Genomic DNA, 13,274 nt, shown 5'->3' with positions numbered 1-13,274 from the left:
CCAGGAGAGGCACCGTGCCCAAGGTTCTTGTTCTTTATTACTCCAGCTACGGCCACATCGAGACGATGGCGCAGGCCGTTGCCGACGGCGCCCGCCAGGCCGGCGCGACGGTGGACATCAAGCGCGTGCCGGAAACGGCGCCGCTGGAGGTCGCCAAGGCCGCGCATTTCAAGCTCGATCAGGCCGCCCCGGTCGCGAAGGTCGAGGATCTCGCCAATTACGACGCGATCATCATCGGCACCGGGACCCGCTTCGGCCGCGTCTCCTCCCAGATGGCAAGCTTCCTTGACCAGGCCGGCGGCCTGTGGGCGCGCGGCGCGCTCAACGGCAAGGTGGGCGGCGCCTTCACCTCGAGCGCCACTCAGCATGGCGGCCAGGAGACGACGCTGTTCTCCCTGATCACCAACCTGCTGCATTTCGGCATGGTGGTGGTCGGCCTGCCCTACAGCTTCCAGGGCCAGATGAGGCTGGACGAGGTCACCGGCGGCAGCCCCTACGGCGCCACCACCATCGCCGGGGGCGACGGCTCGCGCCAGCCGAGCGAAAACGAGCTGGCCGGCGCGCGGCACCAGGGCGAGCTCATCGCCAAGACGGCGCAGCGGCTGTTCGGCTGATCCCGGGCCAAGACCGACCGGCTCGTTGCGGCCCCCACCGCAGCTGCGGTGGGCTCGGCCGCGGCGAGCGTGCCGGCTCGCGGCAGGCATCAGTGGACCTGCCGCTGCTGGTCGCTCCAATACCTGGCGCGGATCGCCTTCTTGTCGGGCTTGCCCAGGGAGGTCGTCGGCAGCTGCTCGATGAAGTCGACCGACTTCGGCGCCGACACCGACCCCTTCTTTTCTTTGACGAAGGCGATGAGTTCGGCATCGCTGACGCGCGCGCCCTGGCGCCTGACGACGACCGCCTTGACCGCTTCGCCCCACTTGCCGTCCGGCACGCCGATCACGGCCGCGAGCGCGACCGCGGGGTGCGCCGTCAGAACGTCCTCGACTTCCCTGGGATAGACGTTGAAGCCGCCGGTCACGATCATGTCCTTGCGGCGGTCGACGATGTAGATGTAGCCCGCGTCATCCTGGTAGGCCAGATCACCGGTGTGCAGCCAGCCGCTGCCGAAAGCCTCGGCGGTCTCTTGCGGCTTGCGCCAGTATCCCTCCATGAGGGACGGGCCGCGAAAGCAGATCTCGCCGACTTGCCCCCGAGAAACCGGCGTGCCTTGCTCATCGAGGATGGCAACCGCGATGCCGGCGATTGGCCGGCCGCAGGAGGCGAGGCGGTGGGGCTGGGCAAGGTCGTGCTCGTGCCTGCGCAACACCGTGGCGCAGTTTGGGGCCTCCGACTGGGAGTAGATCTGCTGGAAGACGGGGCCGAACCTCTCGACGGCTTCCGCCAGCCGCGCCGGCGAGATGGGGGCGCCACCGTAGATCACCGTTTCCAGGCTCGACACGTCGCGTGCCCGTAGCTTCTGCTGCGCCAGCAGCGCGTAGATCATCGTCGGCACAAGAAATGTCGCAGTGATCCGGTGCTGCTCGATCGAAGCCAGGAAATCACCGGCGTTGAAGCCGGCCTGCAGCACGACGGTCCCGCCCCGCAGGAAGATCGGCACCAGCATGCATCCGCTCGCATGCGTGATCGGCGTGCTGCAGAGAAACCGTATCGCCGTCGGCCACTCCCATTCGGTCAGGGTCAGGAAGACGTTCATGACCATGGCGCGGTTCGACAGGGTGACTCCCTTCGACCGACCGCTCGTGCCGCCGGTATAGAGCAGGGCGACCACGTCCTGCGGCTCGGCCAGCGGGACAAGATCCGCAGGCTGCTGTCGTCGGGCTGCGGCGGCGAGATCCAAGGCCCCGGTGCTTGGGCCGTGAGCCAGGACATGCTTCGGGCGGAAGTCTTGGTTGAGCAGCCTCTCGGCATGGTGCTCGAAGGCGGCCGGGTCGAACACGAAGGCGGCGATATCGGCGTCCTGCAGGATGTAGGCGTGGTCGTCGGGCGATCCCAGCGGATGAAGCGGGGTGTATCGCAGGCCGAGCAGATATGCCGCGAGCTGGGTTGCGACCGCGGCGATGCTGTTGTTCGACAATTGGGCAAGCCCGTCGCCACGGCGAAGCCCCTCGTCCTTCAAGGCCTGTGATATCCGGCTGACCTGCGCCTTGAGCTCGCGATAGGTGATGGATTGCGGTCCCTCGACGAGGGCGATGCGGTCGGGGAAGCGGTCGAGCGCCGTGACCATCATGTCGGCGTATGTGGTCGGGAGGTGAACAGTCGCGTTCGTCATGACGGCACCGGCGTTGTGGTCGTTGTGCCGATGATAGAGAGGCGGGCTGCGTTGCCTCTCCCGGCTGCCCGCCAATCGGTATCTGGGGCAGGACATCCGCCCAAGGCTGGGCAGCTTCAGAGCCCTTGTCCGTTTCCCGATATGGGTTGGCTTGTGAGCAAGAGCGGTGGGGCGGCGCCTCGATCTATGATCCGGACCAATCAACCGTGGCTGTCGTGCGCGACCAGAGGTGCGCCATGTGCCACGCGGGAGGCGTTCCATGATGGGCTTTCGACCGCCGTTGCGGCCTGCGCTGCTGCTTGCGTTGCTGGCCATCAGCCTCCCGGCCGTGGCGCAAAAGCGCTATAGCCCGGGCGCGAGCGATACCGCGATCAGGATCGGTCAGACGATGCCCTATAGCGGGCCAGCGTCGTCATACAGCGTGATCGGCAAGGCGGAGCTCGCCTATTTCGCCAAGGTGAACGCCGAAGGCGGCATCAACGGGCGCAAGATCGAGCTGATCTCGCTCGACGACGGCTACAGCCCGCCGAAGACCGTGGAGCAGACTCGTCGGCTGGTCGAGCAGGACAAGGTCCTCGCCATCTTCAGCACGTTCGGGACACCGACCAATGCGGTCATCCGGAAATACCTGAATGCCAAGAAGATCCCGCATCTCTTTCCGACCGGCGGCGCGACGCAGTGGGACGATCCGCGCGCCTATCCGTGGACATTCGGCTGGCAGCCCAACTACAACGCGGAAATGAAGGCGTATGTGCGCTTCCTGCTGAAGGAGAGGCCCAACGCCCGGATCGGCATCCTCTACCAGGACGACGATGTCGGTAAGGACAACCTCAAAGGGCTGAGGGAGGGCCTGGGTCCGGCGGCCCAGCATATGATTGTCCGCGAGGTCAGCTACGCGACCACCGATGCGACCGTCGACTCGCAGGTGATCGACCTGAAGGCGTCCGGCGCGGATGTCTTCTTCAATACCGCGAGCGGGAAATTCGCTGCGCAGGCGATCCGCAAGGCCCATGATCTCGGCTGGCGCCCATTGCAGTTTCTCAGCAACTACTCGAGCTCGGTGGGCGCGGTGTTGCGCCCGGCTGGTCTCGTGGGCGCCAAGGGCATCATCTCGACCCAGTTCCAGAAGGATCCGACCGACCCCAGATGGCGTGACGACGATGGCTACAGGGAGTGGCTGTCATGGATGGACAAGTTCTATCCCAACGGCGACAAGGCGGACATCTTCAGCGTCTATGGCTATTTGTCGGCGCAGACGCTGATGGAGGTCCTCAAGCGCAGCGGCGACGATCTGACGACCGACAACCTGCGCAAGCAGGCGGAAAGCCTGCGTGGTGTAGCGCTGCCCATGCTGCTGCCCGGCATCACCTTGAACACCAGCCCCGACAGCCACGCGCCGCTGAAGCAGCTCTACCTGATGCGGTTTGACGGCGAATCGTGGCAGACCTTCGGAGAAGCGCACGGCGGATAAGGGGCACGGCGTCCGGCGGACGCAGATAGCGCTCGATCAGGCCGGCTGCGCACACTACGCTCGCGGATCTCACCATTGACGCCCGATGCCGCGCCCATGGTGCCTGGGAGGGCGTCATGATGGAAAGAACCGTCCTTTCCGCCAAGGAGATCGAGCAGATCGAAGCCAACATGGCGCGGCAGCCCATCGTCGGGCTGGCGATGGATGTGCCCGCAGGCGCCGTGGTCGAGCCGCATCGGCATATGCGCGGGCAGCTCATGTTCGCCAACGAAGGCGTCATGGTCATCGAGAGCGGCGGCGCCTCCTGGGTTGTGCCACCGCAGCGGGCCCTGTGGGTCCCGCGTCATGTCGAGCACAAGTTCACGCCAGTGACCGGGATCTCGTTGCGCAACATCCTGGTGCAGCCCGGCATCAATCTGCCGCTTCCCGATTGCTGCTGCCTGGTGCGCGTCACGCCGCTGCTGCGCGAGCTGATCCTGCGCGTCGTCGAGTCGCCGTCGGTCTACAAGTCCGACGGACACCGGCAGCGGATCGCCGACCTGATCTTCGACGAGATGGAGGTATGTCCGGCCACGCCGGTGATGCTGCCGATGCCGAAGGATGTCAGGCTGCAGCGCATCTGTATCGCATTGAAGGAGAACCCGTCCGATCCGCGAACCCTGGACGACTGGGCCGACATCGCCTGCGCCAGCAGCCGCACGTTGACCCGCCGCTTCATCAAGGAGACAGGCCTGTCCTTTGCGCACTGGCGGCGCCAGCTGCGGCTGATGTCCGCCATGGTGCTGCTCGGTTGCAGGCAGTCGGTCACGACGGCTGCCCTCGAGGTCGGCTACAGCAGCCCCAGCGCCTTCATCGAAGCGTTCCGGCGTTCCGTCGGACAAACGCCTGGCCAATACTTCGCCGAGGGCGAATTGCCGGAATAGCCGGCGCATGACCGCCTGCAGGGCGGTCGTCCAGATCGCGGCATCGATTGGCCGGCGGGCGCAAGCGGCCTCATCGTCAATCCGTACAATTGGATGAGGTGCCGCCGGTACGTGGGCACCGGGAGGAGAGGCGTTTCATGAACGGCCGATATCGCGTGTACGGCGTGCTGGGTTCACCCTATGCCGCGAAGCTGCGGGCAATTTTTCGCTACCGGCGTCTTGCGTTCGACTGGCTTCCTGCGAGCTTCGACTGGGTGCCAGGTCTCAATCTGGTGCGCCCGGAGCTGGCCCACGTTGTGCCTCGGATCATCCCCGTGGTGTGGTTTCCGGAGGATGAGTCGTATCGCGTCGACTCCACGGTCATCGCCTATGCGCTGGAGCGCCTCCATCGGCCGCGTTCGATCGTCCCGGACAATCCGGGCCTGGCGTTTCTGTCCCACCTGCTGGAGGACATGGGCGATGAGTGGCTTCTGAAGGTCGCGTTCCACTATCGCTGGTCAAATGATGTCGATCGCAACTTCACGAACCGTCTGGTGATGAGCGAGCTGCTCGGGGGCGGTGTTCCGCAACAGCAGATCGAGGCAGCGGCAAAGGTGTTCAGGGATCGCCAGATCTCGCGCATGCCGCTGGTCGGATGCACGCCCCTGAACGCGCCCTTGATCGCGGAGGTCTATCGCCGGGTGCTGGATGCCATGACCCGCCTGCGCGCCACGTCCTCGTTCCTGCTCGGATCGCGTCCATCGCTCGGCGATTTCGGCATGTTCGGTGCGCTGTTCACCTGCCGCAACGATCCGACGCCGGGCGCCATCATGCGAGATCGGTCGCCGGCCACATTGGACTGGATCCAGACGCTCGACGAAGCTTCGGGCATCGAGGGCGAGTGGATAGACTCGCCGGCCGACCTGTGTCCGGCCACGGCTGACCTGCTTCGACTGGCGGGCGAGACATACCTGCCGTTCCTGCTCGCCAACGAAGCCGCTGTCGAAGGCAACAAGGAAACAGTCTCGATGACGGCGCTGGGCCTTCCCTATGAGCAGGCGCCGTTCCGCTACCAGGCCAAGTGCCTGCGATGGCTGCGGCAGGAGTTTGATGCGCTATCGGGAACAGCCCGCGAGCAGACAGCCTGCATTCTCAGGGAGACCGGCTGCGGCGAGGCGTTCGGGCTATGACCCGATCGCAGGCGGCGCCACCGCAGCGGCACGGACCGGCAGCCATTGACCTCTATTACTGGCCCACACCCAACGGCTGGAAGGTCACGATCCTGCTCGAGGAGTTGACGGAGGCCTACAATCTCGTGCCTGTCGATATCCGCAGGGGCGATCAGTTCCAGCCGGACTTCCTGGCCATCAGCCCCAGCAACAAGATTCCGGCCATTGTCGATCACGCGCCGGTCGATGGTGGGGTACCGTATGCGCTCTTCGAATCGGCTGCCATCCTGGCCTACCTCGCCGAGAGGAACGGGCAGTTCCTGCCGCGACGGGCACGTGAGCGGCATACGGTCAACCAATGGCTGGCATGGCAGATCGCCTCACTCGGGCCGACCGCAGGACAGGTCCATCATTTCCGCGAATATGCGTCCGAGATCGTCCCCTATGCGATCGAGCGGTTCACCAACGAGATCAACCGGCTCTACGGCGTCATGAATGCCCGGCTCAGGGATCATGAGTTCCTGGCGTGTGACTATTCGATCGCGGACATCGCCTGCTGGGCCTGGGTCAGGCTCTGGCGGCACCACGACCAGCAGCTCGCGTCATTCCCGCATCTGCAGCGGTGGTTCGAGGCCATCGCCGCACGCCCGGCCGTGAACAAAGGCTTCCGTATGGGCAACGAGCTGCGCCAGGGAAGCTCCACCATGACAGCGGCGGCCAGGACGATCCTGCTCGGACAGCGAGCACGGGATGTCTGAATGCCGTTCGCCACGGTCCGTCGGCGGTCAATCCTCCATCGCGATCAGGCTGGCGTTGCCGCCAGCCGCGGCGGTGTTGATCGTGACGGTCTGCTCGGTGGCGAAGCGCTGCAGGTAGTGGGGACCACCGGCCTTGGGGCCGGTGCCGGAAAGGCCGCTGCCGCCGAAGGGCTGCACACCCACCACCGCGCCGATCATGTTGCGGTTGACGTAGACGTTGCCCACGGGGAGGCGGCTTTCGATGCGCTCGACCGTGGCGTCGATGCGTGAATGGACGCCCAGCGTCAGGCCATAGCCCGTGCCCTCGATCGCCGACAGCACCTGATCGAGACCGTCGGCGCGGAAGCGCGCCACATGGAGGATCGGGCCGAACACCTCCTCGGCGAGGGACTCGGAGCCGGGCAGCTCGAAGATGTGCGGCGCGACGTAGAGGGAGGCTTCCCGCTCAAGCAGCGAGGGCGGGATCTCGCCGGCGTAGCGCGTCACCGCCTCGCGTTTCATGCGGGCGATATGCCGGTCCAGGCGGCTCTTGGCCTCCCAGTCGATGACCGGTCCGATATGCGTGGAAATCGTGCGCGGATCGCCCAGGCTGAGGTCGCGGGCGGCGCCGGCGATCATCTCGATCATGCGGTCGGCGACGTCTTCCTGCACGCAGAGCAGTCGCAGGGCCGAGCAGCGCTGGCCGGCCGAGCGGAACGCCGACGTGATGACGTCGTCGATCACCTGCTCGGGCAGGGCGGTGGCGTCGACGATCATGGCGTTGATGCCGCCGGTCTCGGCGATCAGGGGCACGATCGGGCCGTCCTTGGCGGCCAGCGCGCGGTTGATCTGGCGAGCGACCTCGGTCGAGCCGGTGAAGACCACGCCGCCGACCGCGGGATGCGCCACCAGCGCCGCGCCGATGCGGCCGTCGCCGGGCAGGATATGCAGCGCCGAGACCGGCACGCCGGCCTCGTGGAGCAGGCCGACGGCCTGGGCGGCGATCAGCGGCGTCTGCTCGGCCGGCTTCGCGACAACCACGTTGCCTGCCATCAACGCGGCGCTGACCTGGCCCAGGAAGATCGCCAGCGGGAAGTTCCACGGCGAGATCGCGACGAAGACGCCGCGCCCGCGCAGGCGCAGCATATTGGTCTCGCCGGTCGGGCCGGGCATGGTGGCGCCGGTCCCGAACAGGCGGCTGCCCTCGGCGGCGTAGTAGCGGCAGAAATCGACCGCCTCGCGGACCTCCGCCATGGCATCGTCGAGCGTCTTGCCGCCCTCTGCCTGGAGCAGATGCAGGAACCGCCCGCGGCGTTCCTCCAACAGGTCGGCGGCACGGCGCAGGGCGGCCGCGCGAGAGGCCGCCGGCGTGCTGCGCCATGCCGCGAAGCCGGCAAGTGCTGCGCGCATGGCTGAAGCGGCCAGCTCGGGAGTTGCCTCGATAACCTCGCCAACAGTAGTCGCGCTGTCGATGGGGCTGACCACGCTGCGTTCCGCGCCGGCCTGCGGCCGGCCGTCGATCACGGGCGCCGCGGTGAACCGCGCGGACCCGCCCTGGCGCACCTCGGCCAGCAGCGCGTCCAGGGCGGCGCGATCGCCGAACTCGACGCCGCGCGCATTGGCGCGGTCGGCACCGTAGAGATCGCGCGGCAGGACGAGCCTGGGATGGCGAGCCGCATCGGGCGTGCCGACCAGCGTGGCCGGCCGCACCAGCAGCCGTTCGACCGGCACGGATGCATCGGCGGCAACCGAGACGAAGGACGAGTTGGCACCGTTTTCCAGCAGCCGGCGGACCAGGTAGGCCAGCAGGTCGCGGTGGCCGCCGACCGGCGCGTAGGTACGGCAGGCAATGCCCGGCAGCGTCTCGATCAGATGCTCGTACAGCGCCTCGCCCATGCCGTGCAGGCGCTGGAACTCGTATCCGTCGCTGCCGCCGGCGCGCTCGATGATCGCCGCCACGGTCAGCGCGTTGTGCGTGGCGAACTGCGGATAGAGCCGCGGCCGCGCCTGCAGCAGCCGTTCGGCGCAGGCGATGTAGTTCAGGTCGGTCATCGCCTTGCGGGTGAAGACCGGATAGTCGGCCAGGCCGCGTTCCTGCGCGCGCTTGATCTCGGTATCCCAGTACGCGCCCTTGACCAGGCGCACCATCAGGCGGCGATCAAGTGCCGCGGCGAGATCGGCCACCCAGTCGACCACCTGCTGCGCCCGCTTCTGATAGGCCTGGATGGCGAGGCCGAATCCATCCCAGCCCGACAGGGCCGGGTCGGCGGCCGTGGCCGCGATCACGTCGAGCGACAGCTCCAGCCGGTCGGCTTCTTCGGCATCGACGGTGAAGTTGAGGTCGTGCGCCTTGGCCTGGCGCGCGAGCTCGATCACGCGGGGCACCAGCTCGCGCATCACGCGCGCACGGCTGATGGCCTCGTAGCGCGGGTGCAGGGCCGACAGCTTCACCGAGATGCCGGGCCGGTTCGGCAGCTTCTGGTTGCCGGCGGCGGCGCCGATCGCCGCGATGGCGGCGGCGTAGGCGGCGAAATACCGGTTGGCGTCGGCCTGCGTGCGCGCGCCTTCGCCCAGCATGTCGAATGAATAGCGAAAGACGCGGCCGGCGCCGGAGGTCGCGCGCCGCAGCGCCTCCTCGATGGTCTGGCCGAGGACGAAATGGTTGCCCATGACCCGCATGGCCTGGCGGATCGCCGTGCGCACGGTCGGCATGCCGATGCGACGCGCCAGCTGCGCGAGGATGCCCTCGGGCGTCTCGCCGGCCTGGATGATGCGCGCCGAGACACCCAGCGCCCAGGCGGAGGCATGGACCAGGAAGGCCTCGGACTTCGCGGCGTGGTGGGTGAAGTCGCCTTGCTCCAGCTTGTCCTCGATCAGCCGGTCGGCCGTCGCGGCGTCAGGGACTCGAAGCAGCGATTCGGCCAGCACCATCAGCGCCAGGCCCTCGCGTGTCGAGAGCGAATACTCCCGCAGCATCTCCTCGACGCCGCCAAGGCCGGCGCTGTGCGACCGGATGGCCGCAATCAGCTCGCGGGCCCGGGCATCGATCCGCTGCTCGCGATCCGGCGACAGACGCTCGTCCGCGAAGAGCCGGCGGGCGATCGCCGCGTCGTCTTCGGCATAGGGCGCGGCGAAGGCCGGCAATGCGGGGCGGGGCGAGGAGGCGGTGGCGGTCATGGCGATCCTCTTCGAACGCCTGACAATGCGTCCATTCTGCCCGCGATTCGATGACATCTTTGTCAGCGTGCCATGGAATCATGAGCAGGCCATGACCGTTCCGTCGCCGGTCGAGGCGGCGCGGCAGCTGTCCTGGAAGGGACGTTGGCGCCCGGTATCAGGTCGGGGCGCTACCGAATGTCAACAGGAACGACTCGAGCGCGGCGTTGAAGGCGTCAGCGTGCTCGAGATTCGGCATGTGCCCGACACCCGGCATCCATACGAGAGTCGATCCCGTGATGAGGGTGTGCATTCGCTCGGCGTCGGCACGGGTCGTGAAGGCGTCCTCATCGCCCACCACGATCAGCGCAGGAACAGGCAGGGCGCTTAGCACGGCGTCATAGCAAGGGCGTTCCGCACGGCCCCGCAATGCTGCTGCGGCGCCGATCGGGTGCGCGCCGCGCATCATGCCCAAGACGTGGGCAGCGATATCGGGGCGGGCCGCAAGCGTGCGCGGCGCCACCATCCTGGGCAATACTTCGGCGGCATAGCCTTCCATGCCGTCGCGCAGCAGGCGGTCCGCCATCGTATTGCGGACCTGCTTGCCATCATCCGTCTCCGCCTGGGGAAAGGTTGCGGCCAGCACCACGCCGCGGACCCGCTGCGGGTAGAGATGGCAGAAAGCCATCACGATCTGACCGCCCATCGACAGGCCGCCGATCACCGCCGCGTCGATGCCGAGATGGTCGAGCAGTGCCGCCACGTCGTGGGCAAGCATGTCCAGCGTCGTCGTGCTCGGGGTGACGGTCGATTCGCCGTAGCCACGCAGATCCGGGACGATCAGGCGCCAGCGCTTCCCGCCCAACGCATCACACTGCGGCCGCCACATGGAGCGGTCGAAGGGATGGCCGTGAAGCAGAACCAGCACGTCCTCGCCATGGCCGATGTCATCGTAGCTGATGGTGATGTCGTTCAGCTTGACCGCGCTCATCGCCTTGCCTTCGTCCGTTTCCGGATGTCGGGACATTGCTTCCCATGTGGGATCGGTGCAATAAATACATTGCACTCGGAGCAATATGATGGGCGATACATACCAAGCCATTGCCGACGGCATGGCCGCCGACATCGCCAGCGGCCGCCTGCGGCCCGGTGAGCGGCTGCCGCCGCAGCGGGCATTTGCCTATCAGCGGGGCATCGCCAGCTCGACCGCGGCGCGGGTCTACACGGAACTGCGCCGACGTGGTCTGGTCGCGGGCGAGGTGGGGCGCGGAACCTTCGTGCGTGCGGTTCAGACGCCGCCGCGGATGGCGCTCGTCGAGCCAGCGGGGATAGCCGTCGATCTGGAACTCAACTTCCCGACTGTGGCCGGGCAGCCGGCGTTGCTCGCGCGCAGCTTGAACGGCCTTATCCGTCGCGCTGGCGACCTCGGCGCAAGTCTGCAGCCCGTCGGTGCAAGCGGGACGTCTGCTGCGCGGCAGGCTGCCGCTGCCTTTCTCGCTCGCGGCGGCTGGTCGCCGAGCGCAGCCGACATCCTGTTCGCCGGCAACGGCAAGCAGGCGATCGCTGCGGTCCTCGCTGCGCTGGTGATGCCAGGGGAGAGGCTGGGCATCGAAGCGTTGACATATCCTCTCGTGAAGTCTGTTGCGGCTCGACTCGGCATCGAGCTCGTGGCGCTCGGCATGGACGACGACGGAGTGCTGCCCGACGCGGTCATGGCGGCGCAGCGCACCGCGCCTATGGCGGCAGTGTACCTTCAGCCCACGCTGCACAATCCGCTTGGCACGACGATGCCGGTTCATCGCCGCAAGGCGTTGGCAACGGTCTGTCGCCGTCACGATCTCATTGTCGTCGAAGACGCAGTCTACGCCTTCCTCATCGATGGGCCGCCACCGCTTGCCGCTTTTGCTCCCGAGCGTTCGGTGCTGATCGACAGCCTGTCGAAGCGATTGTCGCCCGGTCTCACCGCAGGCTTTGTTGTTGTGCCGGCGGCGTTGTCCGAGCGCGTGGCGGCATCGCTGCGCACGGGCGCGTGGCTGGTGTCAGGCTTTGCGCTCGAAGCCAGCGTGCGTTGGATGACCGACGGCACGGTGCAGACCATCATCGATGCCAAGCGTCACGATGCTGCTGCACGTCAGGCGATCGCACGCGACAAGCTCGCCGGCCTCGCCGTGCGCTGTGATCCGCGTTCGTATCATTGCTGGCTGGTTCTTCCGGAGACGTGGCGCGCCGACATGTTCGTGAGTGCCGCAGCACGCCGTGGTATAGCCATCACGCCGGCGTCGGCCTTTGCCGTGCGCGCCGGTCATGCGCCAAATGCCTGTCGCCTCGCGCTGGCGTCGCCGGCGCCGATAGTGCTGGGCGAGGCGCTTGCCGTGATCGGCAGCTTGGCGCGCGGCGATCCGCAAACCTGGGGCACGGAATAGGGCGGGAATTGAGCGAGCAATAAAAGAATCAAAAAAAGGTATTGAGTCCAAGATTTTCCCGGTCTATCTTCGAGTCATAAACGAACGGCTCCGGTTACCCCCTCAACCCCCCGGAGACGTTTAGAACGAAGCATATGGTGGGCCCTTCCCCAGTTTCAGGCCCGCGTCCCCCTCAGTTATTCGGCGGCGCGTATCTTGCCGCCTCTTTATTTTTTTGGAGACCGAAGCGATGGCGAAGAGGGTGCTGGCCCTGGTGGTGCCGGCTGCGCTGGCGCTTGCCGGTTGCGGTGACACCTGGGGCGAGCGCGCTGCCTCGGGTGGCGCGATCGGACTGGCGAGCGGTGCCGCGGCTGGCGCCCTGATCGGCGGTTTGCCGATCTGGGGCGGCGCGCTGATCGGTGTTGCTGCCGGTGCCGCGATCGGCGCCATCACGACTCCGGATGCCAGCGTGACGTCCTCCGACAGGAAGTGATGACAAGCGTAGTAGCGTAGAGTGGGGTAGATCGCGGCCGCGCTTCCATGCGCGGCCGCCGGCGTTTCGGGCGGCGAGGGCGGCCCGCCGTCCGAACGCCGAATCTGCACATGCGCGAGAGCTGCATGGGAACCCATGTCCGGCGGCGGCGTTGTCGTTGGCACCGCGTGATGTTGTTCGTCCTGCCGCAGGGGTATCAAGCGATTGAAATCGTGTGGAATGTCGCGCCACATTGATGCCATTGTGCTCGGCGAGCGTTGCCGATGGGAGCCGGTGGGACGCAGTCCCGCCGTCATGAGAAGGAGGATCCCGTGTCGAACATGATGATGCCCGCGAAGATTGGGGCGCTGCTGGTGCCGATAGCGCTGCTGATCTCGGCGTGCGGCGACACATGGGGCCAGCGGGCAGTGACGGGCGGCGCGATTGGCGCCGGCACGGGCGCGGCCATCGGTGCGGCCACCGGCGGCCTCTCGGTGGTGGGCGGTGCCTTGATCGGCGGCGCGATCGGCGCCGGCGTCGGCGCGGCCACGACGCCGGGCACGCGCTACTAGCAGCCTGTCGGACTTGAGCCGAGAGCTGGAATGAGATTCATTATCGAGGGTTGATATTGGCTCGAGCCAGCGTGGTTGTGATGAGTAATTTCCGCCAAGTTGATCGTCAGACCGATTTTTT

The 13,274-nt window shown here is 66.8% G+C and carries 11 protein-coding genes; 8 read left to right on the top strand and 3 right to left on the bottom strand.

Annotated elements, in window-relative coordinates; genetic code table 11:
• Nucleotides 1-14 precede the first annotated feature (14 nt).
• The gene (wrbA, locus tag FHP25_RS37180) at nucleotides 15-614 is read left to right on the top strand and encodes an NAD(P)H:quinone oxidoreductase (RefSeq protein ID WP_147852061.1); all 600 of its coding nucleotides are present in this window, start codon (nucleotides 15-17) and stop codon (nucleotides 612-614) included.
• A gap of 89 nt (nucleotides 615-703) precedes the next feature.
• On the opposite strand, the gene FHP25_RS37175 is transcribed toward wrbA, so the two are convergent.
• On the bottom strand, nucleotides 704-2,533 hold the full coding sequence (locus FHP25_RS37175; RefSeq protein ID WP_218578893.1) for an AMP-binding protein: 1,830 nt from the start codon (nucleotides 2,531-2,533) through the stop codon (nucleotides 704-706).
• On the opposite strand from FHP25_RS37175, the gene FHP25_RS37170 reads away from it, so the two are divergent.
• The 4 genes from FHP25_RS37170 to FHP25_RS37155 all read left to right on the top strand — a co-directional run bounded on the left by FHP25_RS37170 (nucleotide 2,532) and on the right by FHP25_RS37155 (nucleotide 6,572).
• Nucleotides 2,532-3,743 carry an ABC transporter substrate-binding protein gene (locus tag FHP25_RS37170; RefSeq protein ID WP_147852060.1) on the top strand — a complete coding sequence of 404 codons (1,212 nt, stop codon included), beginning with the start codon at nucleotides 2,532-2,534 and terminating at the stop codon, nucleotides 3,741-3,743. The genes FHP25_RS37175 and FHP25_RS37170 overlap by 2 nt on opposite strands.
• A 116-nt stretch (nucleotides 3,744-3,859) precedes the next feature.
• Nucleotides 3,860-4,666, top strand: a complete 807-nt coding sequence (locus tag FHP25_RS37165; RefSeq protein WP_147852059.1) for an AraC family transcriptional regulator — start codon at nucleotides 3,860-3,862, stop codon at nucleotides 4,664-4,666.
• 137 nt (nucleotides 4,667-4,803) lie between these two features.
• Nucleotides 4,804-5,835, top strand: a complete 1,032-nt coding sequence (locus FHP25_RS37160; RefSeq protein ID WP_147852058.1) for a glutathione S-transferase C-terminal domain-containing protein — start codon at nucleotides 4,804-4,806, stop codon at nucleotides 5,833-5,835.
• Nucleotides 5,832-6,572, top strand: coding sequence for a glutathione S-transferase N-terminal domain-containing protein (locus tag FHP25_RS37155; protein WP_147852057.1), 741 nt, complete (start codon nucleotides 5,832-5,834; stop codon nucleotides 6,570-6,572). Before FHP25_RS37160 ends, FHP25_RS37155 begins: the two co-directional genes overlap by 4 nt.
• Before the next feature lie 27 nt (nucleotides 6,573-6,599).
• On the opposite strand, the gene putA is transcribed toward FHP25_RS37155, so the two are convergent.
• Together putA and FHP25_RS37145 are read right to left on the bottom strand one after the other, a co-directional pair.
• Nucleotides 6,600-9,728: a bifunctional proline dehydrogenase/L-glutamate gamma-semialdehyde dehydrogenase PutA gene (gene putA / locus FHP25_RS37150; RefSeq protein WP_147852056.1), complete on the bottom strand. Its 3,129-nt coding sequence runs from the start codon at nucleotides 9,726-9,728 to the stop codon at nucleotides 6,600-6,602.
• A 157-nt stretch (nucleotides 9,729-9,885) separates the two neighbouring features.
• Complete coding sequence (locus FHP25_RS37145; protein ID WP_218578891.1) at nucleotides 9,886-10,734, bottom strand: alpha/beta fold hydrolase; 849 nt, start codon at nucleotides 10,732-10,734, stop codon at nucleotides 9,886-9,888.
• A gap of 49 nt (nucleotides 10,735-10,783) precedes the next feature.
• On the opposite strand from FHP25_RS37145, the gene FHP25_RS37140 reads away from it, so the two are divergent.
• The 3 genes from FHP25_RS37140 to FHP25_RS37130 all read left to right on the top strand — a co-directional run bounded on the left by FHP25_RS37140 (nucleotide 10,784) and on the right by FHP25_RS37130 (nucleotide 13,153).
• Nucleotides 10,784-12,130, top strand: a complete 1,347-nt coding sequence (locus FHP25_RS37140; RefSeq protein ID WP_218578890.1) for an aminotransferase-like domain-containing protein — start codon at nucleotides 10,784-10,786, stop codon at nucleotides 12,128-12,130.
• Nucleotides 12,131-12,359: 229 nt separating this feature from the next.
• The gene (locus FHP25_RS37135; protein ID WP_147852053.1) at nucleotides 12,360-12,602 is read left to right on the top strand and encodes a hypothetical protein; all 243 of its coding nucleotides are present in this window, start codon (nucleotides 12,360-12,362) and stop codon (nucleotides 12,600-12,602) included.
• Nucleotides 12,603-12,922: 320 nt separating this feature from the next.
• Nucleotides 12,923-13,153, top strand: coding sequence for a hypothetical protein (locus tag FHP25_RS37130; RefSeq protein WP_147852087.1), 231 nt, complete (start codon nucleotides 12,923-12,925; stop codon nucleotides 13,151-13,153).
• Nucleotides 13,154-13,274 lie beyond the last annotated feature (121 nt).

It is taken from the genome of Vineibacter terrae (assembly GCF_008039615.1).
Lineage (GTDB): Bacteria > Pseudomonadota > Alphaproteobacteria > Reyranellales > Reyranellaceae > Vineibacter > Vineibacter terrae.
The sequence above is the reverse complement of the archived record's forward strand: the minus strand, read 5'-3'. Positions and strand labels throughout refer to the sequence as shown.